This window comes from Barnesiella viscericola DSM 18177, assembly GCF_000512915.1.
Taxonomy (GTDB): Bacteria; Bacteroidota; Bacteroidia; order Bacteroidales; family Barnesiellaceae; genus Barnesiella; species Barnesiella viscericola.
Map to the genome: position 1 here is coordinate 84,552 of NZ_CP007034.1, position 23,233 is coordinate 107,784.

Sequence of the window (23,233 nt, forward strand, 5' to 3'; positions counted from 1 at the left end):
AAAAACGAAAAAGCTATATATTGTAAACCTGGAAATTTAAAATTCAAGACATTATGTCAACGTTGAGATTCAGAGTAGTAGAGAAGGCCTTTCAGGCAAAACCGGTAGAGGTAGCAGTACCTGCGGAACGCCCGAGCGACTATTTCGCTAAGTACGTGTTCAACCGGGAGAAGATGTTCAAGTATCTGCCCACGGCGGTCTACAACCGGCTGGTCGATGTGATGGACCATGGCGCCACCCTCGATCGGGATATAGCCGATGAAGTAGCACAAGGTATGAAGAAGTGGGCGATGGAACTGGGTGCAACCCACTATACCCACTGGTTCCAGCCGTTGACCGAAGGTACGGCCGAGAAGCACGATGCTTTTGTAGAGCACGACGGCAAAGGGGGTATGATGGAAGAGTTTTCGGGCAAGTTGCTCGTACAGCAGGAGCCCGATGCCTCGTCGTTCCCCAACGGCGGGATTCGCAACACTTTCGAGGCTCGTGGATACAGTGCTTGGGATCCCTCGTCGCCCGTGTTTGTGGTTGACGACACCCTGTGCATTCCTACCGTATTCATTGCCTACACGGGCGAATCGCTCGACTACAAGGCTCCTTTGTTGAAAGCCCTGCGTGCTGTCGATAAGGCGGCTGTCGATGTGTGTCACTATTTCAATCCAGACGTAAAAAAGGTGGTTGCCTATTTGGGTTGGGAGCAGGAGTATTTCCTGGTCGACGAGGGCTTGTATGCAGCTCGTCCCGACCTGCTGCTGACGGGCCGCACGCTTATGGGACACGAAGCCTCGAAGAACCAACAGCTCGAAGACCACTATTTCGGTGCCATTCCTACACGTGTAGCCGCCTTTATGAAGGACCTCGAAATTCAGGCCTTGGAGCTGGGTATTCCCGTCAAGACCCGTCACAACGAGGTTGCTCCCAACCAGTTTGAGTTGGCTCCCATTTTCGAGGAGTGTAACTTGGCTGTCGACCACAACATGCTGATCATGTCGCTCATGCGCAAGGTAGCCCGCACACACGGGTTCAGAGTGCTGTTGCACGAGAAACCCTTCAAGGGTGTGAACGGTTCGGGCAAGCACAACAACTGGTCGCTGGGTACCGATACCGGCGTGCTGCTGATGTCGCCGGGCAAGACCCCCGAAGAGAACCTGCGTTTCATCACCTTTGTCGTGAATACGCTGATGGCGGTATATCGCCACAATGGTTTGCTGAAAGCCTCAATCATGAGTGCCACCAATGCCCACCGTCTGGGCGCCAACGAGGCACCTCCTGCCATCATCTCGTCGTTCCTGGGTACGCAGTTGAGCCGGGTTCTCGACCACATGGAAGAGAGTTCGACCGACGAGTTGGTTGTCCTCTCGGGCAAGCATGGCATGAAACTCGACATACCTCAAATTCCCGAGCTGCTCATCGACAATACCGACCGTAACCGTACGTCGCCCTTCGCCTTCACCGGCAACCGGTTCGAGTTCCGTGCCGTAGGATCCGAGGCTAACTGTGCCAGCGGTATGATTGCCTTGAATGCTGCCGTAGCCGAACAGTTGGTTATCTTCAAGAACGAAGTGGACGAACTCATCGGAAAAGGTGAGGCCAAGATTCCCGCTATTATCCAGGTATTGCGCAAGTACATCAAGTTGAGCAAACCCATTCGTTTTGACGGCAACGGATACAGCGACGAGTGGAAGGAAGAGGCCAAGCGCCGCGGTCTCGATTGCGAGACCAGTGTTCCGGTTATCTTCGACAACTACCTGTCGCCCGACAGCATCAAGATGTTCGAGTCGACCGGGGTGATGACCCGCAAGGAGCTGGAAGCCCGCAACGAGGTGAAATGGGAGACTTACACGAAGAAAATCCAAATTGAAGCTCGTGTATTGGGCGACTTGGTGATGAACCATATCGTGCCCGTAGCTACCGAGTATCAGACCAAGTTGATCGATAACGTCTACAAGATGCGCGGCCTCTTCTCGGAAGAGGAGACTCGGAAGCTCTCGGCCGAGAATCTGGCGATTATCCGCAAGATTGCCGAGCACACCAGCTACATCAAGGAACATGTCGATTCGATGATCGATGCCCGCAAGGTGGCCAACAAGATTACTGACGAGCGTGAGAAGGCTGTGGCCTATCACGACACGATAGCTCCCATGTTGGAACAGATTCGCTACCACATCGATAAGCTCGAACTGATTGTCGATGACCAGATGTGGACGCTGCCCAAATACCGGGAGCTGTTGTTTATCCGGTAAAAAAGATAAGTTTGGTTAGATGGACGAAGGCCGGGACCTCTCTCCGCAAGGAGAGGCTCTGGCCTTTTGGTTTATTTAGGGGTGTGCTTGATTATTACTCGTTGCAGACCTTTGCATTGAAAAGAAGAAAGATATGTTCGGTAAAACATATTCAGGTAAACTTGATAGGCTTTACTCTCATTTTGCTATCTTTGTCTGTCTAAATAAAAGAAACAGAAATGGTCATCAATGTAATACTCCTGCTTGTAGGGTTGTTTTTGATATTGTCGGGAGCCAACTTTCTGACCGACGGGGCCGCTGCGTTGGCCAAGCGCTTTAATATTTCGTCGCTGGTGATAGGCCTTACGATTGTGGCCTTCGGGACCTCGGCTCCCGAGTTGACCGTGAGTGTGGTGTCGGCCATCAACGGTAGTGCCGAGTTGGCCATCGGTAATGTGGTGGGTAGCAACATCTTCAATATCCTCATGATTGTGGGAGTGACGGCTGTGGTGGCACCAATCCGTATTACTCGGGGAACCCTCACCAAAGAGATTCCGCTGGCTATCCTCTCGTCGGTGGTGGTGCTGATTTGTGCCAATGACCTCTTTCTGGGAACTGGTACCGAGAATGTAATCAACCGGGCCGACGGTCTGCTCATGCTCTGTTTCTTCTTGATATTCCTTGGCTATACGTTTGCCATCGCTCATAATCACAGTGACGAGGAGTCGGCCGAAATCAAGACGTTGCCCGTGTGGCGATGCGTGGTCTACATTGTAGGCGGATTGGCTGCCTTGATTTTCGGAGGGCGCCTGTTTGTCGACGGGTCGAGCGAGATAGCCCGTTCGCTGGGGGTAGGCGAGTCGATTATCGGTCTGACGCTGGTGGCCATGGGTACCTCGCTGCCCGAGTTGGCCACTTCGGTCGTGGCTGCCTTGAAGAAGAATCCCGAGATTGCCATTGGCAATGTGATAGGCTCCAACCTGTTTAATGTCTTTTTCGTGTTGGGAGCCAGTGCCACTATCTCACCTCTGCCTTTGGGCGGTATCACCAATTTCGACTTGCTCTATTTGTTGGGAGCCTCGCTGTTGATGTTCTTTGTGGGCAAGTATCACAAGGTGCGCATGATTACCCGAACCGAGGGTATAGTGATGATTGCCACCTATGTAGTGTATACGGGCTATCTCATTTACCAGCTATGAGATGATATTGGTTTTTAATGGCAGATAACAAGCACCAGTCCCGGTGAATGAGACGGGACTATCCCTCCTCATCGACGGTATGACAGGCCGTAAAGTGGAAATCGGCGGCAGCCTTCTCTTTGGAAAAACAGAAGTAAGTCAGCTCGCCCGAGGAGCAAAGTCGACCGTCGCAACGAATTTGAGCCGAGATAAAGGCAAAATTGTGGCGAATCTCTTTCAGTCGAGCCCGGATCTCCAATTGGGTACAGGTTCCCGTGGTGATCGGATTTTTGAACTTAACTTCCAGACTGGTAGTCATACCCAAGGTTTGTAGTTTGCGGGCTACGAGCCACCCTGCAATCTCGTCGATGAGCAGAGATTGTATGCCACCGTGCAGGGTGTGCAGCCACCCTTGATAGTTTTCGGTAGGGGTCCAAAAGGAGACGATGTCATCGCCGTCTTCGTAAAATTCCATTTTCAGCCCATAGGGATTATTAGGAGCACAGCCAAAACAGTTGTATCCATCTTTTTCAAGTTTAATCCAGGGATTGACAATCTTTTTCATTGTAAATGAGGTAAATTTTTATTCAAAGATAGTGTTTTTATTCCTCATTTTAAAAGAGGCTCATGTGTCAATTTTGATTGTAGCATATGTAGGTATGAACCCTTTTGGCATTAGACGGGGCGAGGTATGTATTTCTTTTTCCTTAATTTTGAGAATTGAACTAATTGAGGTATTCGTTGTTTTTTTTGAATAACAAATATATTTGTTTGTAAATACTAATTTAAAAAACATCTTTTTATGATGTATATATTAACAATCATTTAATAACAATGAGTCTTGTAGAACGATAATATTTTGTGAGATTTTTATTGTATTTCTTAGAATTGTAATTAACTTTGCAAAGTTAAAAACGGGGTGTAATAGGAGAGAAATGAAGCGTATGTTTTATGTCCTGTTTTGACAAAAGGGTCTCTTGCGAAAGTTTTACAGGTAATGATAATACTTTTATATAGAGATTTATAAGTTGAATGTGGCCTTCTCTTCTGTGATAGGGAGAGGCGCAATTTGATAGGGTCGAATTTTTTAATAGACCGGGAATATACATTCTTGGTGTCCCCAGAGAGTATACAATATGAAACTAAGCCGCTATGGAAATGTAGTGAAAGCGGCGTGCGAAGAGTTTCAGAAAGAGACGGATTTTTAGGGTGTTTTGCCATACAATAGAAGTGGGTCAATCTATTTAGTTACGTTGTTATGACAATTAAAATCTAATATTTATGGGCTATATTTCGGTTTTATTATTGTCCTTTTTTATTAGTTTGGGATTCTCGATATTTATTATTCCAAGGATCTTATTGATTTCATTTAAGAAACATTTGTTTGATATTCCAGATGAGCGAAAGGTACACCATGGTGTAATCCCTCGGCTGGGAGGGGTTTCGTTTTTCCCTGCTGTCATCTTCACGCTGGCACTGATGATAGGGCTTAGTAGAATTTATGGGGAAGATGTGTTTCCTTCAATAGTGTCTCTTAATGATACGGCTGTGCTCTCTTTTGGGCTCAGCAGTTTGTTATTGCTGTATTTGACCGGAATCACCGACGATTTGATAGGCGTGCGTTATTACCAGAAGTTTATTGTACAAATCTTTTGTGCAGTCTTGTTGGTTTCCTCGGGCCTATGGATCAATAACCTGTATGGTATTTTCGGAATTTATGAACTACCGGCTTCGGTAGGTATTCCCTTTACAGTCTTTACGATTGTATTTATAACCAATGCCATTAACCTCATTGATGGTATTGATGGTTTGGCCTCGGGATTAAGTGGTATTGCTCTGCTGTTTTTTACCTTTTTGTTTACCTATCAGCGCGAGTGGCTGTATGCGGCATTGTCGATTGTCACCTTGGGAACACTTATTCCGTTCTTTTACTATAATGTGTTTGGCAATCCCGATCGCGGGAGAAAAATTTTTATGGGCGATACTGGTTCATTGACGATTGGTATGGTATTGAGCATGTTGGCCATTCGTTTCAGTATGACCGATGCCTCGGTTCTTCACAGAGTCCCCGATGCGATTGTAATAGCTTTCTCGGTATTGATTACCCCGGTATTTGATGTGGTTCGGGTTATTTTGCATCGGGCTCGGTTCCATAAAAACATTTTCAGTCCCGACAAAAATCATATCCATCATAAATTCCTGGCATTAGGCTTTACTCACCGGGCTGCGATGATTACGATTCTGCTCATCTCTGCCGGCTTTGCTGCCATGAATCTTTTGCTGCTTACTCATATTGATATTAATCTATTGTTGTTTTTGGATATCTTTATTTGGACTGTTATGCAGTTGTTTTTGACGCACCAAATAAAGAAACGGAATGCGAATTTGAAAAACTAAATCGTTAATAGTTATCTTTTTTCTGATGAAATATATTTCGAGAGTCTTGATGTTCATGGTATTTGTAGGATTGGTATCATGTGTCCCGACTAAAAAAATGATCTATTTGCAAGGAGCCGACGAATTGGCCGAAAATCCTCAAACCATTGCACAGAATTATGAATTGAAGATTGTTCCCGACGATCAGTTGCTGATAACCGTTAGTAGCAAAGATGGTGAATTGTTGGAATTGTTTGCCAATAGTCAGACCTTGGGAGGTACAGGATCTTCTACTACTGTTCAAGAGGCCATAGGCCTTCGGGTTGATAGAGAAGGCAAAATCGATGTGCCTATCTTGGGTGAGATGCAGGCTGCCGGATTGACTCGTGGGGAATTGGCAGAGAACATAAAAAACAAACTTATCGAAGGTGAGTATCTGAAAGATCCGGTAGTAACAGTACAACTGAAAGCTTTTAAAGTTTCGATTATGGGCGAGGTCAATAGTCCCGGAGTCCAAACCATGTCGGGCGACCGGGTGACCATTCTCGAAGCTTTGTCGATGGCCGGCGACCTTACCCCGTCGGGAAAACGTGATAACATTCTGGTTGTCCGTGAAGAGGGTGATCAACGAGTTAGTTATGTGGTTGATTTGACGTCGAGCGAAAAAGTATTGACATCACCCTGTTACTATTTGAAGCAAAACGATGTGATTTATGTACAGCCCAATAAAGCAATAGGGGTGAGAGGTAGTGCTACGATGACGTTTATCTCGGCAAGTAGCAGTATCTTGTCGCTCATCGCCTCGGTATTGTCGATTGTATCAATGATTATAGTATTAAAAGACAAGTAATATCTCTATATATGGAGCTCATTCAAGAAACTAAAAACGAGAAGAAGAATGAAGGGGGCATAACCCTGCGTGATATTGTTGAATTGATATTTGACAACTGGTATTGGATTGTCTTGTCGATAGCCGTATGCGTCTCGGTTGCCTGGCTCTATCTGGCTATGCAGACACCCCTATACAAGCGTACGGCGGTGATGCTGGTCAAAAGTGAGAACAAGTCGAGCAACGATATGTCGGCCATCTTGGAAATGAATGGGGGTGTATCGGTTGGTAGTGTAGATAATGAAATCTATATACTGCAATCGCACCAACTGATGCGCGAAGTGGTAGAACGTCTGCACCTCGATGTTGCCTATCGGGTGAAAGATTGGCTCCATTATAAGTCGCTTTATGCCGAGTCTCCTATTCGGGTCAATTTTATAGATCCCTATACAGCTCCGGTCTTTATGAAAATAAGACCGTTGGACGACACACATTATTTGTTGAAACAGTTTAGTGTAGGGGGGGTAAAGAGTGAAGACCGTGAGCAGGAAATAGCGTTTGGCGATACGCTTGTTTCAGAAGCTGGACGTATTGTAGTCGAGGCTGTTCCCGAATATTTGCCTGCCTATTACAATATCCCGGTTGAGGTTTCTCGCATTTCGTTAGATGCGGCATCGGGTATGTATCATGCTTCGGCTTCATTGGCAGGAGAGCGCACTACGTTGGTTCAGATAAATTGTGTAGATTCCAATATTTCACGAGCCGATGCGATATTGAGCACTTTGATCGATGTTTATCGAGAGACGATTATTGAAGATAAAAACCGCATTGCAACCAGTACGGCCAAGTTTATCAACGAGCGGGTCGAGATTATCAGTCGCGAGTTGGGCGATGTAGAAAACGAGTTGACTGATTTTAAACAAAAGAATCGTATTGTCAGCATCGATGCTGCGGCTTCTCAGTTTATGAGTGAGAATAGTCAGATGCGTAGTGAACTGGTACAACTTGAAATGGAATATGCTATTGCACAAGCCGTACAAAAGGCATTCTCCGGGAAGGAGAATAATAAACAGTTGATCCCTAATGTATCGGGTGTTGGAGATGCCGGTTTGCAAAGTCAGATAGAGGCATATAACGCAATGATATTGCAACGTGAGCGCCTGGTTGCCAATTCAGGGGAAAGCAATCCGTTGGTACGCGATTTGGATAGTAACTTGGCCTCGGTTCGGGAGAATCTGTCCTCGTCGTTAAACAATTATATCTCAACCTTGAAATTGAAGTTAGGAAAAGCCCGTTCGGTAGAGGAGCAAACATTGAGTTATATTGAATCGGTACCCCAGCAAGAGAAAAAGGCTTTGGGAATCATTCGGCAACAGAATATTAAGGAGGCACTCTATACCTTCTTGTTGAACAAGCGGGAAGAGAATGCCATGCAATTGGCCATTACCGAAGCCAATATACGTGTAATCGAAGCTCCGTTCGGTTCATCGGCCCCCGTAGCTCCCGCGCGGCGTATGCTGTTGATGGGAGCATTTATCGTAGGACTTATCATACCGTTGGCTATTCAACTCTTACGTCTTTTATGGAATACTGGTGTACGGGGCCGCAAAGATGTAGAAGAGTACACTACAATGCCTATTTTGGGTGAAATTCCTTTGATGAAGAACGACAAGGATAAAGATGAATTGGCCATTGTCGTGGGTGAGAACAAGACCAGTAGCATAGCCGAGTCGTTCCGCCTTTTACGGACCAATATGGACTTCGTAGCACCAGAGGCGCGAGTTATTATGTTTACATCAACCATGCCCAGCGAAGGCAAGAGTTTTGTATCTCGAAACTTTGCCGTGACACTGGCGATGACTCATAAAAAAGTAGTTTTGCTCGATATGGATTTGAGAAAACGTACGTTGAGCAAAACCCTCGATTTGACAACCAAGAATGGAGTGTCGACTTGGCTATCGGGTAAAAATCATAGTATAGACGAATTGATTCAACCCAGTAGTGTACATGATCGGTTTGATATGATTTCAGCCGGGATTGTTCCACCCAATCCTTCGGAGTTGTTGATGAGCAATCGCTTTCCTGTGTTGATTGAGGAGTTGAAGAAGCAGTATGATTATATTATACTCGACTGTGTGCCTGCACTTGTCGTTGCCGATGCCAGCATTATCGGGCGTGTTGCCGACCTTACCATCTACGTGATTCGCAATGGAGTCTTAGACCGCCGTTATCTTCCTGAACTTGAGAAACTCTATCGAGAGAATAAGTTCAAAAATCTCACCGTCGTACTCAATGGCGTTGAGATGGAAAGCAAGAAATACGGCTATGGTTATGGTTATGGTTATGGTTATGGCTATGGTTCAGAGCATGGGCGGAAGAAAAAACGGAATGTCATCTATAAGTGGGCTCATAAAATAGTCCGGATATTCAGGGGATAAGATTAGAATCCCCATGGGTCATCATTTTTGATTTTTGTATTTATAGGAGAATAGTGTTCTATGCCTCAACAAGAGTCACGGGTCAAAAAATCTTTGTTGAACGCAAGAGTCAATCTCATATTCTATTTTTTGACTCTTATCCTCTCGTTCTTTTCCCGAAAGATCTTTCTCGATACCTTGGGTGCCGATTTCGTGGGCCTAACAGGGACCTTGCAGAACCTGCTCGGCTTCCTGAATTTGGCCGAATTGGGAATAGGTAGTGCCATCGGTTATGTGTTGTACAAACCGTTGTTTGAACATGACGAAGGAAAAATCAATGAAATCATCTCTGTGTTCGGTTACCTCTATCGGTGGATAGGATTTATCATTTTAGGAGCCGGTTTAATCCTTGCCTGCTTCCTTCCTCTGATATTCCCCAAGACCCAATTCGAGATGGGGCTTATCTTCTTTGCCTATTTTTCCTTTTTGGCCTCATCGTTGATTGGCTATTTCGCTAACTACAAACAGACCCTTTTGGGTGCCGACCAAAAGAATTATGTCGTCACCGCTTATTTTCAGACGGGAAATATTGTAAAAGTACTCATTCAGATGGCCAGTGCTTATTATACGGGAAGTTACTATCTATGGGTCATCATAGAGTTGACTTTTGGTATTATCTATTCAATCATACTGAATTGGAAAATCAATCAAGTCTACCCGTGGCTTCGTAGCGAAGTTCGCTTAGGGAAACAGCTTTTCAAGAAATATCCCGAGGTGATGAAATACACCAAGCAGTTGTTTGTGCATCGGATTTCTACGTTTGTCCAATTCCAGACAACTCCATTCTTAGTATATGCATTTGTTTCATTACAGACGGTTGCTTATTATGGAAACTATACGATTGTTACAGATAAAGTCAGTCAATTACTCAATAATTTGTTGAGTAGTACAGGTGCAGGTGTAGGCAATTTAATAGCAGAGGGTAATAAGGAGAAGATAGAACATGTTTTTTGGGAGTTAATATCAATACGTTTTTTTATTACGGGTATTTTGTTATTTTCGTTGTATAATTTATTACCTCCATTTATTACTCTTTGGCTAGGCCCTCAGTATCTACTTGCTAATTCGGTATTGATACTGATGCTGTTTAGCTTTTTTATCGGCATGACACGAGGCGCTACCGATCAGTTTTTATATGGTTATGGACTATTTTATGACACTTGGGCGCCAGTGGCAGAGTCTGTAATTTTTATAGTTGTTGCCATAATTGGTGGACATATTTGGGGATTGTCTGGTGTTTTATTAGGAGGCATAGTTAGTTCAGCTCTTATTATTGGGATTTGGAAACCCTATTTCCTTTTCTCTAAGGGTTTTGAGCTATCGGTATGGCATTATTGGCGTAGGATATTGTACTATATTATACTTACAATTTTCTCATTTTTTGTAGTTGACTTTATTGTATCTCTGTTTATTGATTCCAGTTATTCATTAGAGGGGTGGGGAAATTGGATTTTGTATTCTGTAGTAATAACAGGTTCTTTCTCTTTATTCTATTTCGGTTTATTGTATATTGGAACCAAGGAAATGAGAACCTTTTTAAATAGGGTATTAAAATGGAAAAGATAAAACCTATTTTAAGTGTAATAGTTCCAGTTTATAATGTGGAACCATATTTATCCCGTTGTGTAGATAGCATATTGTCTCAATCGTTTACTAATTTGGAGTTGATATTGGTTGATGATGGCTCAACTGATAGAAGTGGAGCTATTTGTGATGAATATGAGAAGAAAGATGATAGAGTTATTGTCTGTCATCAACCTAATAGAGGAGTTGCAGCAGCTCGCAACAGAGGATTGGATCTAGTCCGTGGAGAATATATAACATTTGTAGACTCTGATGATCAAATTGGAACATCGACAACCTATGAGGAGAATATGGCAATCTTCAAAAAGGATGCTCGGATAGATGTTGTCCAATATCCTATATATGCTATTTCAGCTGACAATAGAGTTAATAAATCTATACCTACTTCTCAATATGTAGAAGGTGAAAGAAATTTATTCTTAAGTTGGTATCAAGGAAACCCAATTCGAGGTTATGTTTGGGATAAGATCTTTAAAAAAAATATTTTCGATACGATTCGATTTCCAAAAGGAATGCAGCTTGCCGAAGATGCCTATTGTATCGTAGACTTTGTGAAAGTCGTTAAGTATTTGTTTATATCAGAGTTGGGATATTATAATTATTTTTATAGGGATAATGCTGCAACTATACAATTTTCGGCTGAAAAATGTACTGATTTATTTTTATGTAAATACAGACATTTTAGATTCCTATCAACATTATCCTCTGTAGACAAAGAATGTTCTCATTATTTCTTTTATGTATACAAGGATTTTTTAAATACACGAATTGCAGTGCATAAAGAAGGGAGATTTGTAGATTCTTTGGAATTTATGAAGGAGCACATGCCTCAATGGAAATTTGTGAGAAATGAATCTATAAAAAATAGAATATGGTATATATTATTTTCTATATTAGGAATAAGAAATAGTTCTTCTTTATATGTAAATGTAGTATTATTAAGGCTGAGAGTGAGAAGGTTATTTGTGAAAGAATGAGAGAAAAGATAATAAGTATTTTATAAAAATTATGATACCTAAGGTAATTCATTATTGTTGGTTTAGTGGAGATAAGAAAAATAGATTTATCTCAAATTGTATCAAAAGTTGGAGAAGAGTAATGCCTGATTATGAAATTAAGTGTTGGGATGCAAATAGTTTCGATTTTGACAGTATTCCTTTTGTAAAACAGGCATGGCAGGATAAAAATTGGGCATATGTATCTGACTATATTCGGCTATATGCATTATATACAGAAGGGGGAATATATTTAGATAGTGATGTTAAAACTTATAAACGATTTGATGATTTTTTGCAAAATAGATTTTTTGTAGGGACAGAGGAGCCATTTGAAGGATCTATTCATGTTGAATCGGCAATTATGGGAGCAGAGAAGAATCATCCGTATCTAGAAAAATGTCTTCGTTTTTATAATTCAATAGATTATAAAGATGGAAAGGGAGAGAGAGCAGAAGTAATACCTTTTGTAATGACGAGGATTCTTAAAGAGGAATATAATTATAAAGCAGAAAATTTAGATCAGAATTTGGCCGATGGAATCCGTATTTATTCACAGAAGTTTTTTGGGCATAAGTTTGGTACGAGAGCTGGTGATTATTACGCGATTCATTTTTATAATAGCGCATGGTCGATAAAAAACCGGGGGAAGTTGTATTTTTTCTGTAAGAATAATGATCTTATGACCATATACTGTTTTTTAGAAAAAATAAATCATTTATGTTCTAAAAAATAAATTTATAGATGATTCCCTCATATGATATATTGATTGTTGGCTCAGGATTATATGGAGCGACTTTTGCTCATGAGGCGAATAAGTGTGGATTAAGATGCCTTGTGATAGAGAAAAGGTCTCATTTGGGCGGAAATGTATATTGCGAAGAGGTAGAAGGAATCCATGTACATAAGTATGGAGCTCATATATTTCATACCTCAAATGAATCTGTTTGGAACTTTGTAAATTCGATTGTATCGTTTAATCGATACACAAATTCGCCTATAGCCAACTATAAAGGAGAGTTGTATAATTTACCCTTCAATATGAATACATTTTATCAAATGTGGGGGGTAAAAACGCCAAGAGAAGCTCAAGTCATTATTGAGGTTCAGCGCCAAGAGGCTTTGGACCTGATGAGGAGCCAAGGGCATTGGGAACCGACGAATTTGGAAGAGCAGGCGTTGATATTAGTTGGAAAAGATATTTATGAGAAACTGATAAAGGGATATACCGAGAAGCAATGGGGGCGTAGCTGTGTAGATCTACCGGCGTTTATCATTAAGAGATTGCCAGTGCGGTTGACTTTTGATAATAATTATTTTAATGATTGTTATCAGGGTATCCCTATTGGAGGTTATAATAATTTGATACAGGGCCTTTTATCGGGAATAGATACTCGAGTGAACTCGGATTTTTTTGAGAATCGAGCTTATTGGGAGTCTCTTGCTCATCAAATTGTATATACAGGCCCTATTGACCAATATTATGAATATCAGTTTGGTCATTTGCAGTACAGAACAGTTCGTTTTGAATCCGAAATATATGATGTGCCTAATTTCCAAGGGAATGCAGTTATTAATTATACAGGGAAAGAGATTCCATATACTCGAATCATTGAACATAAACATTTTGAACTCTTTGGCAATGATATTAATCGGATTGGGAAAACAGTCGTAACCAAGGAGTACTCTATGGAATGGCAACCGGGTATGGAACCGTATTATCCGGTTAATGATACGCGAAACAATGAGATACATGCGAAATACAGGCATTTGGCCGAAAAAGAAGAACATGTCATCTTTGGAGGCCGTTTGGCTGAATATAAGTATTACGATATGGCTCCTGTTATCGAACGGGCTTTAAACGATGCCCGTACATTTATAAAAGAAAGATAGTATGGCAAAAGTATTGACAATCGTTATTCCTGCATATAATGTGGAACAATATATTGATCGTTGTTTGAAGAGTGTAACGACTCATGTAGATAGCCTTGACGATTTGGAGATTATTGTTGTGAATGATGGCTCAAAAGACAATACTCTTGAATTGGCTCAGCGATATGCGGTGAAGTATCCACAAAGTGTTCGTGTGATAGATAAGCCTAATGGCGGCTGGGGATCGGGAATAAATCGTGGAATTGAGGAGGCTACCGGGAAATATTTGAAGACGCTCGATTCAGACGATTGGTTTAATACGGCCAATATCGATGCTTTTGTCGCTCTTTTGAAGCAATTGGAGGTAGATATGGTATTGACTTCCTTTTCGGAGGTTGATGCAGATAATCATGTGCGAGAGAAGAATGTTTCTACGCCGTTGAGTAGTAAAGTGATGTCAATTGATGATTATTTGGTAAAGAATAATTATGAGTTGGGTGCACCAATTCATGCTATAGCTTATAGAACTGCCACGTTGAAAAATGCAAATTATAGAGTTTTTGAACGATTTTATGGGGATTTGGATTATATTATTTTACCTTTAATCTATGTGAAAACCGTATATCTTTCGCCGTTGAATATCTATCAATATTTCCTTGGAAGAGAAGGACAAAGTGTCTCAATAGCCGGATACAATACACACGTTGATGATTATTTGACAGTATGTGAGAAAACTGTAACTTTCTGGGAAGAGCATAAAGAAAGTTTTTCAAAACCACTAAGACAGTATGTCCTGAATGCAACTATTGAACGTATTAAATGGGCTTATGTATTGTTGTTATCACCTATATATAGTGGGAAGAAATCGGATAGTATTAATAAATTGAAGATATTAGATGCATTAGTAAAGAATGATCGACTCCTTTATTCGTTGACCAATAAGATTACTGCCAAAAAAGTAATTCCCTGGATATATTTTTGGAGAAAAACTGGAATCAACTTATTTAATCTGTAAGTATGAATATCTTATTTGTTTATATTACGCCGTTTCATCCCAATAAAGGCGGAATTGGTAGAGTCACTCATGAATTGACCTTGGAGTTGATTCGACGTGGTTATAAAGTCTATTATCTAATTTATCGGTGTGGAATAACGGTAATGCATGAGTATAATTATCCGGCACCGTTAACCTATCTCCCTTCAGAAGAGTGTTTATCCAAAGAAAATATAGAGGCTTATCATCGTTATTTGCGCGAGAATAAGATTGATATAGTCATTAATCAAAGTGGAAATTTCAGTGATTCTCAGTTGTGGGTAAATACAGGAAACCTTCCAGTAAAAGTGATTTCGGTAATACATACGACACCATGGGTTTCTTATAAACATCTTTGGAAGGAAATATATCCTCTCAGAAATAATTCTAAAATAGAGAAATTTAAACGGATTGCTCGTATTCTCTTATATCCTAAGATCAAATATGAATTTAGACGAAGTCGTATAGAACATTATAAAAAGATGTTACCAGCTACGGATTATGTATGTACACTTTCAAAAAATTATTTTTCAGATATAGATGAGATTTGTCCAGGATATCGAGAAAAATATCGTGCAATACCCAATCCTAACTCGTATAGTTCAGAAAAAATTGGCAGCTATCACATAGAAAAGAAAAAGCAAGTATTGTGGGTGGGTCTCTTCTGTACAGAGAAGAATCCCACTATGGCGGTCAAGATTTGGAAAAGATTGTATCGTGATTATCCAGAATGGGAGTTTGTTATAGTTGGATATAATAAAAATGGCCATTGGAGGGAGCGAATGGAATCTTTAGCCAAGGGAATACCCAATATTCGATTTGTAGGGTATCAAGATCCTTTACCTTATCAGTTAGAATCCAGTATATTCTGTTTGACCAGTTCTTACGAGGGTTGGGGTATGGTATTGACCGAAGCTATGCAATGTGGGGCTGTGCCGGTGGCATTTAATAGTTTCGCTTCAGTGACAGATATTATTGATGATGGAAGAAATGGAGTATTGATAAAACCATTTTCAATCAAACAATATGAAAAAGCATTGAGAGAGTTGATGGACAGCCCAGATTTATTGAATCGAATGTCGAAGTATGCGCAACAAGATATCAAGCGATATTCGGTCGAAAATGTCGTAGATTTATGGGAAGCGCTATTTAAAGAGTGTCGCATTTTGAAATAGTACTTTTATGAAACGGATTCGATATATTAAAAGGTATTGATATTCTTGCTGCTGTAGGATATTTTTTCACAGAGAGAGTTTGGATATATTGATAATTATAGAATCGAGATGATATGAAGCGGTTACTCATTGATGCAAATCCTATTGTTCCGTATTATGTGACAGGTCGGGTTACAGGAATTGGGCGTACGACTTTGGAATTGATTCAGGCATTGGCTCGAATTCCTAATTTGCCACTTGAGGTTATTTTGTACTCTCAGAACATGAAGGGAATAGGAGGACGTAATACGGGATTACCGTTTAAAAATTATCATCTTTATTTGCCTCATCGGGAGAACATAAATCGTCTATTAGCTCGATTCCCCGTAAAAGAGTGGTGGACGGGATATGATTTAATGCATATCACGCATAACTTTGAATATGTATATCGGCCGGATAAATGTGTGGTTACATTGCACGATGCCTTATTCATGAAGATTCGGGAGTCGGCTTTTGCCCATGAGAAGATGCGACAGATTGTTCCACCATTTATGCACCAGTGCAAGCACATTATTACCTGTTCTGAGGCATCTAAACGAGATATTGTTGAGACCATGAACGTTGCTCCTGAGAAAATTACGGTGATTTATTGGGGGGTGAAGCATGATATATTTTATCCGCAACTTGATAAGGTTGAGGTATGGAGGAGGATAGGGAGCAAGTTGGGCTTACATAATCCCTATTTTTTAAGTGTCTCTTGCAATGCCGAACGAAAACGTACCGATGTCTTGGTCAGAAGTTATATGGCTTTGTTGAAGTCTCAATCGGTTCAGTATGATTTAGTATTGGTGTGGGGGAATCCTCCCCAAACGTTATTGGAGGAGATTCATGCTAATGGATTTGACTCGCGAATTCATTTTCTAAAAAACATATCAGATGAGGATTTGGCCTTGTTGTATAATGGAGCCAAAGCGATGATTTTCCCGTCGTCGTATGAAGGGTTTGGATTGCCGCTTTTGGAGTCAATGGCTTGTGGAACTCCTGTCGTTACTTGTAAAAACAGCTCCCTTGACGAAATAGCTGGCGAGGCTGCTATTTATTTGGAAGAACCCATTTCGAATAGTTTGTTAGATATTATGATGCATTTTGAGCAACATGAATTAGAGCTGAACTCTATGATAGAAAAAGGCCTGAAGAGAGCCGCTTTGTTTAATTGGGAAAAAACAGCAGAAGAGACAGTTCAAGTTTATTCTAAATTACTAAATTTATCATGACAATACCTTGCTCTTAATGAGAAAATTAAGTAGTTATGAAAATAGTCTATTGTATTAAATCATTGCATCCTTCTGGTGGAACGGAACGGGTATTGACTACTAAGATGAATTTCTTGGCTGAACATACCGAGTGTTCTGTATATGTAATTTTGCAAGATGAGCAAGGAGCGCCTTTTTTTCAGCTATCACCAAAGGTCCATAGAATTTCTTTGAGGGTAAAGGGTAAGCGAGATTATCGAATTGCTTTGGAGCAAACTCTCATTTCTCTCCGGCCCGATGTGACTGTATGTGTAGGCGGTCAGGAGCTTAGTTTTATCAATGATCTGAAAGATGGTAGTAAGAAAGTTCTGGAATTCCACTATACGAAGAATTTTTTGGTGAATTTTGTAAAGGGAATCCGGAGGATACCGTTTAAATCATTACATCTATTAAAAGTATGGCTCATACAAAAACGATTGGCTCACTATGTAAAGAAGTTTGATTTAGTGGTAGGCTTGACTGCTCGTGATGTTCAGTTATGGGGTAGTCCGGTAAATATGACTTATGTGTATAATCCGCTCTCCTTTCGTTCAAGTGTGAAATCGACAACTCAAAACAAAGAGATTATATCAGTGGGTAGTTTTACCCCGGCAAAGGGTATGGATTTGTTGGTGGAGGCTTTTGGTCGCATTGCGCTTCGGTATCCCGATTGGAGATTATCGATATATGGATCCGGTCAAGATTATAATTTATTGAAGGAACTTATCGCACAATATCATATAGAATCACAAGTTTCACTTTATGAGCCTGTGCGGAATATAGGCGACAAGATGGTTGAGAGCAGTATATATGCATTCCCCTCTCGTTCTGATGGCTTTGGATTAGTGCTGACTGAGGCTATGGAATGTGGATTACCTTGTGTCGCATTTGATTGTGAATGTGGACCTAGGGAAATATTGTCACCGGATACAGGTATTTTAGTACCTCCTCAAGATATAAACGGGTTTGCCCACGCTCTTGCTCGATTGATGGATAGTGACTCCCTAAGAAAGAATATGGGAGAACGGGCTGCTGAAGAGGTTTCTCGGTTTTATCCAGAGAATATTATGCCCCGGTGGCTTGAATTGTTTAATAAATTGGTTAAAAATAGTTTATAATGGCAGCTTTATTCTGTTATATCTATTTTATAGTATTGACTGTAATAGGCTTTTATTTGGTCTATAAACCTTTTGGTGTTATATCGGCCCCGTTTGACAAGTCCTTGAAGATGCGTTGTACGGGTACGGAGTTATTGCTGATATTTATTTTTGCTACTGGGTTGATAGGCTTGATGCCAGTTTTGTCTATTCGCTTGGCTGTTTTGGAAGTCTTGTGCATAATTGGTATTTATAAGACACGAAACAAACCAGTATATTCATTTCCGATAATTCTGTTTTTTATATTTATTTTATGGGAAATATGGGGATTATCATATACCCCATCATTAGAATTTGGGGTTAGAATGATACTGAAATATATATATCCTCTTTTGTTGGCATTATTTGCTTCGTCGATAGTTCGAGATAAAGAGATTATATTGAAATCGGTACTGAGTGCTCGGTGGGTGGCGGCGTTTACGATATTTATCTGGTTCGTCCCAATTCTCCTCCCTTTATTCGCGGGAGTATTCTGGAATAGAGCGGCTTTGGCTACACACTATATTACGATGAGTATGATTTCATTGGCTTTGTTTTTATACTCCAACAAGAAAACGAAGAATCTGTTTTTTTTCGTAATATTTTCATTACCTTGTTTTATCTGGGTTTTCCGGACTGATATAATGGGATTAGTGGTAGCTTTGTCGGCATTTTCTTTAATAAAATATAGATTGAAAGCTGTTCCTATCGTAATCTTGTTGGGTGTACTGTCTGTGGCTGCCTTGTTTTATATTCCTAGTATTAAAGCTAAAATGTATATTAATCCCGATGCGGTATCATTGAATGATTTCCTTACGGGAAATGTTGATGAAAATAACATCAATACTAGTGGACGAGGCCCTGTATGGGACGATTGCAGAAGTTGGTTTTATGAAGGCCATGAGTTAATCGGGTCGGGTACAGGACGAGTACAAAAATATATGTATACAGAAGCTATAGGATGGAGGCGAGGTGGGCAAATTCATAATGATTTCCTTGTCCTGATGTGTGATAATGGTATTATAGGTTTGTCGTTATATCTTTTATCTGTAGCAGGAATTTTTGTTCATTGTATATATATTTATCATTGTAAAAGATATTCAACTGTCTTACGTATGTGTGTGTTGGTTGCAGGCTCTTCTCTGTTAGGAGTTGTAGTAACCATGTATAGTGATAATACGTTGAGTTATTCCATGGCGACATTGTCATATCCTTGGAGCCTATATGGTATGGCCTTGGGACTAAAACAGAAAGAAGATTATGAAATACAATAATATTCGTTCCTTTTTTAAAAAAGTAAGAGAATTTGGGCCCATTCTACCAATTACTAATCTCTTGCTTGTGTATGGAGGAAGATTCTTATCATATAATCTTAAATGTAAGATAGTTTCGTATAGGAATCGAATTGTTCAGAAAAAAATTGACAATATTATACATATTCCACAATTAAGTTCAGATAGTATACTCATCTCGGAAGAGAGAAAAGGGAAAATGCCCATATGGTATTGCTGGTTACAAGGCGAGGATAAAATGCCCGATATTCCTAAATTGTGTCTACAAAGTATTCGAAAATATTCTAATGGTCACCCGGTCATTCTTTTGACTTATGAAAATTACAGGCAATATGTAACTTTACCGAAGTTTATAGAGGATTTGTATCTTAAAGGAAAGATAAAAAATGCTCATTTTGCGGATATGTTGCGGGTTTATTTGTTGGAACAAAATGGAGGCTTATGGCTCGATTCAACCATACTATTGACAAAAGATATACCCGACTATATTTTTTATATGCCTTTCTTTTCGATAAAGAATAAGGAAAATAATTTATATGTATCAAAGTGCCGATGGTCTGTCTTTTGTTTAGGAGGATTCCCTCATAATGTTATTTATCGAACTGTATCTAAATGCTTTATTGATTATTTGACTCAACAAGATTGTTTCGTAGATTATTTCATGTTCGATCACTTTATAGACATGGCTTATCAGAGAAGCGAAGTTGTTAAGCATATGATTGATGAGGTCCCGTATAATAATGAAAATGTGCATAGGCTCGCTCCTTTGTTGTGTAAAAAGTTTGACGGAATTCAGTTTCAAGAATTAACAAAAGATACATTCTTGTTTAAATTGAATTGGCGTAGATATACCCAAGAAGAGTTAAATCAAGATGCTGATAATTATTATTACTTTCTGAAAAATAAATTTCTATGATGATTTAGGAGATATAAACCTATGATTTCTATTGTTATTCCATTATATAATAAAGAAAAGCAGATCGCTTATACATTACAATCTGTCCTCAATCAAACTTTCCAAGACTTTGAAGTTGTGATTGTCGATGATGGTTCTACCGATGGAAGTGTAGCTGAAGTAGAAAAATTCGAGGATCAACGTTTCCGAGTGGTTCATCAGCAAAATGCCGGAGTTTCGGCTGCTCGGAATCGAGGAATTGATGAGGCCACAGGTGAATTGATTGCCTTTCTTGATGCTGATGATGAGTGGAAGCCAGAATACTTGGCTACACAGAATCACCTTTATCAAAAGTATCCCGATTGCAGAGTCTATGCTTGCAATTATGAATTTCGAGATCTAGATGGAAAAATGATGCAGACAATTATTCATAAGTTGCCCTTTACAAGTGAAGATGGCATACTCTCTAACTACTTTGAGGTAGCCTCTTGTTCACATCCACCCCTGTGGACCTCTGCTGTGATGGTAAAAAAACAGGCAATACAGGCAATAGGAGGATTCCCGGTAGGAATTAGATCGGGGGAGGACCTGTTGACTTGGGCAAGATTGGTGGTAAGAGGTCAGATTGCCTATTCAAAACGTGTCCAGGCTGTTTATCGTCAAGGTTATAGCAATCCTCGGCTACCGGAAGAGCAGGATTTTGTAGGAGAGCAGTTAGAGAAACTGTTTAGGGAGTCCCCATCAACCAGAGGCTTGAAAGATTATGTGGCATTTTGGTATAAGATGCGGATGTGCCGTTGTTTGGCTCATCGAATGTGGGGAAAAGCAGGGAAGGCTTTTATTAAGTCTTTAAGATATAATCTCCTACAAGGAAAAATATACATGTCCGTTGTCAAATATACGTTAATAGGGCTAAAATGAAAATACTTTTTTTTGACTATTGGCTTAAAGGAATAGCTAATTTTAATCGATTGATGCCTGAATTACGCCGCCAGTGCCCCGACGCTGAGGTGAAAATGTTACATGTCGGGTCATGGAAAGAGCCACAAGAGGCTGTTGTCAATGAGCATGAGGGGTTTATCAGTTATGATATATCTTATTACAAGACGTGGTCTTTATATAAGGTCTTAAAGAAGGAGAGACCTGATGTATTGATTATGCTTAATATTTATTACTTGTGTGATAAAGCTCTAATCGTTTTTTGCAAACGTCTGGGAATAAAAACTGTCTATTTGGCTCATGGTAAATTTTCAACGATTGCTGATGATGGATTAAATCATTTCTTGAAACAAGACCTTAAAAAGAATTTTATTTCAAAAATTCGTCGGGATACAATTAATACTCTTCTTAATTATTTTCTTTCAACTTGGTTGTCGCATCGGCCAATACGTTTTGTGACGTCGATGGTTGCCATGGTTCATGATCCAGCATCGATGACATTAAACTCTATGTATACCGATGAACTTGATACGGATCTTAAGTTGGTATATTATGAGAGTGATAAACAAGTACTGATTGAGAAGAGGAAATTTCCCGATAAACATATTTATGTAGTAGGTAATCCCGAATTAGATTCTTTTGTAAACACTCCGCTTATTCCTCGATTAGATTTTTTGTCTCGGATTGGATTGTCGGATAAGCCTTATTTACTGTATTTAGATGATGGCTATGTGCAAGCCAGGCTGATGGATAAAGAAACTTGGCATATCCATCTATCTGAAATTGCCGAGATCGTGAAAAAGGCTGATATGCAGTTTGTAATTAAATTACATCCTCGTACTCCATTGTCTGAGCATGTTCAGTTTTTTTCAAAGGAACATATTATTCCTTTTGGGAAAGAAGTGGATTTTAAGAGTCTTATCGCGCATAGTGAAACGGTTACATCTTTCGTGTCGACTACTATATCGTTCGCACTTTTGCTAGGTAAAAGGGTGATTTCTCCTAGATGGGGTTCGACGTCAACGGTGGGAAGGCCTTATCCTGAGAGTGTTATCCATTATAGTGAAGACCCTGAAGATTTTGCAGAGTGGTTAGTCAATAAAAAGCCTTGTAATACATCTGGTGATTATGTGGAGAAAAATCTTGGTTTATTAGATGGTAAGGCTATCCCTCGTATTATTAATCGAATTTTAAATGTTTAGTTATATGGTATCATTCATTATACAGGCAAGAAGCGGATCTACCCGATTGCCTAATAAAATTCTTCTGCCTTTTTATAAGGACAAATGTATTCTTGATTTAATGATTGAGAAATTGTCTTCTATTACAAATACAAATGTCTTGGTGGCAACGACTTTGAATAGTCGTGATGATAGGATTGTTCATGTCGCTGAAAAACATAATGTTAAATGCTTTCGTGGTGAAGAGTCTGATGTATTGGAGAGATTTATATCTGCTGCAGAGCAAAATAATATAAATAAGATAATAAGAGTTTGTTCTGATAATCCATTTTTGGACGTTGAATCGATACAGGAATTGCTCGGAACTATTCAAAAGAACCCCTCTGCCGAATATATAAGTTTTGATATAAATGGGACACCTTCGATAAAAACTCACTATGGATTTTGGACTGAGTATGTAACACTTGATGCTCTTAGGAAAGTTAGAGATTTAACAAGCGAGCCTGTATATCATGAACATGTTACAAATTATATATATTCTCATCCCGATAAATTTGATATTGTATGGATTAGGAGTTCTGCATCTAAATTAATAGAAGGCATTCCTGTACGGTTAACAATTGATACAGAGGTAGATTTCGCGAATGCACAGAAAATTTATTCTGATTTTGAACAGATGGGAATAAAACATACCATACAAGGTATAGTGAACTATTTATCGAATCAACCATCTATTATTTCTAAGATGAAAGTAGAAATTGAAAAAAATTCAAAGTAA

The 23,233-nt window shown here is 40.0% G+C and carries 19 protein-coding genes; 18 read left to right on the forward strand and 1 reads right to left on the reverse strand.

Translation table 11 applies throughout. The features are described 5' to 3' along the window. The first annotated feature begins 53 nt into the window (after window positions 1-53). Complete coding sequence (locus BARVI_RS00310; protein WP_025277296.1) at window positions 54-2,243, forward strand: glutamine synthetase III family protein; 2,190 nt, start codon at window positions 54-56, stop codon at window positions 2,241-2,243. 224 nt (window positions 2,244-2,467) lie between these two features. Beyond that, complete coding sequence (locus BARVI_RS00315; RefSeq protein ID WP_025277297.1) at window positions 2,468-3,421, forward strand: calcium/sodium antiporter; 954 nt, start codon at window positions 2,468-2,470, stop codon at window positions 3,419-3,421. Between the two features lie 58 nt (window positions 3,422-3,479). Here BARVI_RS00315 and BARVI_RS00320 read toward each other — a convergent pair whose 3' ends face one another. Then, window positions 3,480-3,965, reverse strand: a complete 486-nt coding sequence (locus tag BARVI_RS00320) for a PaaI family thioesterase (protein ID WP_025277298.1) — start codon at window positions 3,963-3,965, stop codon at window positions 3,480-3,482. Window positions 3,966-4,681: 716 nt separating this feature from the next. Here BARVI_RS00320 and BARVI_RS00325 point away from each other — a divergent pair. From BARVI_RS00325 to BARVI_RS00400, 16 genes are all read left to right on the forward strand, one after another. Further along, window positions 4,682-5,797 carry an MraY family glycosyltransferase gene (locus BARVI_RS00325; RefSeq protein ID WP_025277299.1) on the forward strand — a complete coding sequence of 372 codons (1,116 nt, stop codon included), beginning with the start codon at window positions 4,682-4,684 and terminating at the stop codon, window positions 5,795-5,797. Between the two features lie 97 nt (window positions 5,798-5,894). Next, the gene (locus tag BARVI_RS00330; protein WP_232213988.1) at window positions 5,895-6,626 is read left to right on the forward strand and encodes a polysaccharide biosynthesis/export family protein; all 732 of its coding nucleotides are present in this window, start codon (window positions 5,895-5,897) and stop codon (window positions 6,624-6,626) included. A gap of 11 nt (window positions 6,627-6,637) precedes the next feature. Further along, window positions 6,638-9,043, forward strand: coding sequence for a GumC family protein (locus tag BARVI_RS00335; protein WP_025277301.1), 2,406 nt, complete (start codon window positions 6,638-6,640; stop codon window positions 9,041-9,043). 60 nt (window positions 9,044-9,103) lie between these two features. Then, window positions 9,104-10,648 carry a lipopolysaccharide biosynthesis protein gene (locus BARVI_RS00340; protein ID WP_025277302.1) on the forward strand — a complete coding sequence of 515 codons (1,545 nt, stop codon included), beginning with the start codon at window positions 9,104-9,106 and terminating at the stop codon, window positions 10,646-10,648. Then, complete coding sequence (locus tag BARVI_RS12795; protein ID WP_025277303.1) at window positions 10,636-11,643, forward strand: glycosyltransferase family 2 protein; 1,008 nt, start codon at window positions 10,636-10,638, stop codon at window positions 11,641-11,643. Before BARVI_RS00340 ends, BARVI_RS12795 begins: the two co-directional genes overlap by 13 nt. Before the next feature lie 31 nt (window positions 11,644-11,674). Further along, complete coding sequence (locus tag BARVI_RS12800) at window positions 11,675-12,397, forward strand: glycosyltransferase family 32 protein (protein WP_025277304.1); 723 nt, start codon at window positions 11,675-11,677, stop codon at window positions 12,395-12,397. 8 nt (window positions 12,398-12,405) lie between these two features. Then, the gene (glf, locus tag BARVI_RS00355; RefSeq protein ID WP_038534205.1) at window positions 12,406-13,554 is read left to right on the forward strand and encodes a UDP-galactopyranose mutase; all 1,149 of its coding nucleotides are present in this window, start codon (window positions 12,406-12,408) and stop codon (window positions 13,552-13,554) included. Between the two features lies 1 nt (window position 13,555). Continuing rightward, window positions 13,556-14,548: a glycosyltransferase family 2 protein gene (locus BARVI_RS00360; RefSeq protein ID WP_025277306.1), complete on the forward strand. Its 993-nt coding sequence runs from the start codon at window positions 13,556-13,558 to the stop codon at window positions 14,546-14,548. Window positions 14,549-14,550: 2 nt separating this feature from the next. Beyond that, window positions 14,551-15,741, forward strand: a complete 1,191-nt coding sequence (locus BARVI_RS12805; protein WP_025277307.1) for a glycosyltransferase — start codon at window positions 14,551-14,553, stop codon at window positions 15,739-15,741. Between the two features lie 113 nt (window positions 15,742-15,854). Continuing rightward, the gene (locus BARVI_RS00370) at window positions 15,855-16,994 is read left to right on the forward strand and encodes a glycosyltransferase family 4 protein (protein ID WP_025277308.1); all 1,140 of its coding nucleotides are present in this window, start codon (window positions 15,855-15,857) and stop codon (window positions 16,992-16,994) included. A gap of 35 nt (window positions 16,995-17,029) precedes the next feature. Next, window positions 17,030-18,130 carry a glycosyltransferase family 4 protein gene (locus BARVI_RS00375; RefSeq protein WP_025277309.1) on the forward strand — a complete coding sequence of 367 codons (1,101 nt, stop codon included), beginning with the start codon at window positions 17,030-17,032 and terminating at the stop codon, window positions 18,128-18,130. Then, on the forward strand, window positions 18,130-19,422 hold the full coding sequence (locus BARVI_RS00380) for an O-antigen ligase family protein (RefSeq protein WP_025277310.1): 1,293 nt from the start codon (window positions 18,130-18,132) through the stop codon (window positions 19,420-19,422). Before BARVI_RS00375 ends, BARVI_RS00380 begins: the two co-directional genes overlap by 1 nt. Continuing rightward, window positions 19,409-20,356: a capsular polysaccharide synthesis protein gene (locus tag BARVI_RS12810; RefSeq protein ID WP_025277311.1), complete on the forward strand. Its 948-nt coding sequence runs from the start codon at window positions 19,409-19,411 to the stop codon at window positions 20,354-20,356. Before BARVI_RS00380 ends, BARVI_RS12810 begins: the two co-directional genes overlap by 14 nt. Window positions 20,357-20,377: 21 nt before the next feature. Beyond that, entirely contained in the window at window positions 20,378-21,256 is an 879-nt protein-coding gene (locus tag BARVI_RS00390) for a glycosyltransferase family 2 protein (RefSeq protein ID WP_025277312.1), read from the forward strand. Next, on the forward strand, window positions 21,253-22,476 hold the full coding sequence (locus BARVI_RS00395; protein WP_025277313.1) for a glycosyltransferase family protein: 1,224 nt from the start codon (window positions 21,253-21,255) through the stop codon (window positions 22,474-22,476). Before BARVI_RS00390 ends, BARVI_RS00395 begins: the two co-directional genes overlap by 4 nt. 4 nt (window positions 22,477-22,480) lie before the next feature. Then, window positions 22,481-23,233 carry a cytidylyltransferase domain-containing protein gene (locus BARVI_RS00400; protein ID WP_025277314.1) on the forward strand — a complete coding sequence of 251 codons (753 nt, stop codon included), beginning with the start codon at window positions 22,481-22,483 and terminating at the stop codon, window positions 23,231-23,233.

Coding starts and splice junctions, on each gene's coding strand:
- BARVI_RS00310 (WP_025277296.1), top strand. CDS start 54: ATGTCAACGTTGAGATTCAGAGTAGTAGAGAAGGCCTTTCAGGCAAAA.
- BARVI_RS00320 (WP_025277298.1), bottom strand. CDS start 3,965: ATGAAAAAGATTGTCAATCCCTGGATTAAACTTGAAAAAGATGGATAC.
- BARVI_RS00325 (WP_025277299.1), top strand. CDS start 4,682: ATGGGCTATATTTCGGTTTTATTATTGTCCTTTTTTATTAGTTTGGGA.
- BARVI_RS00330 (WP_232213988.1), top strand. CDS start 5,895: ATGATCTATTTGCAAGGAGCCGACGAATTGGCCGAAAATCCTCAAACC.
- BARVI_RS00335 (WP_025277301.1), top strand. CDS start 6,638: ATGGAGCTCATTCAAGAAACTAAAAACGAGAAGAAGAATGAAGGGGGC.
- BARVI_RS00340 (WP_025277302.1), top strand. CDS start 9,104: ATGCCTCAACAAGAGTCACGGGTCAAAAAATCTTTGTTGAACGCAAGA.
- BARVI_RS12795 (WP_025277303.1), top strand. CDS start 10,636: ATGGAAAAGATAAAACCTATTTTAAGTGTAATAGTTCCAGTTTATAAT.
- BARVI_RS12800 (WP_025277304.1), top strand. CDS start 11,675: ATGATACCTAAGGTAATTCATTATTGTTGGTTTAGTGGAGATAAGAAA.
- glf (WP_038534205.1), top strand. CDS start 12,406: ATGATTCCCTCATATGATATATTGATTGTTGGCTCAGGATTATATGGA.
- BARVI_RS00360 (WP_025277306.1), top strand. CDS start 13,556: ATGGCAAAAGTATTGACAATCGTTATTCCTGCATATAATGTGGAACAA.
- BARVI_RS12805 (WP_025277307.1), top strand. CDS start 14,551: ATGAATATCTTATTTGTTTATATTACGCCGTTTCATCCCAATAAAGGC.
- BARVI_RS00370 (WP_025277308.1), top strand. CDS start 15,855: ATGAAGCGGTTACTCATTGATGCAAATCCTATTGTTCCGTATTATGTG.
- BARVI_RS00375 (WP_025277309.1), top strand. CDS start 17,030: ATGAAAATAGTCTATTGTATTAAATCATTGCATCCTTCTGGTGGAACG.
- BARVI_RS00380 (WP_025277310.1), top strand. CDS start 18,130: ATGGCAGCTTTATTCTGTTATATCTATTTTATAGTATTGACTGTAATA.
- BARVI_RS12810 (WP_025277311.1), top strand. CDS start 19,409: ATGAAATACAATAATATTCGTTCCTTTTTTAAAAAAGTAAGAGAATTT.
- BARVI_RS00390 (WP_025277312.1), top strand. CDS start 20,378: ATGATTTCTATTGTTATTCCATTATATAATAAAGAAAAGCAGATCGCT.
- BARVI_RS00395 (WP_025277313.1), top strand. CDS start 21,253: ATGAAAATACTTTTTTTTGACTATTGGCTTAAAGGAATAGCTAATTTT.
- BARVI_RS00400 (WP_025277314.1), top strand. CDS start 22,481: ATGGTATCATTCATTATACAGGCAAGAAGCGGATCTACCCGATTGCCT.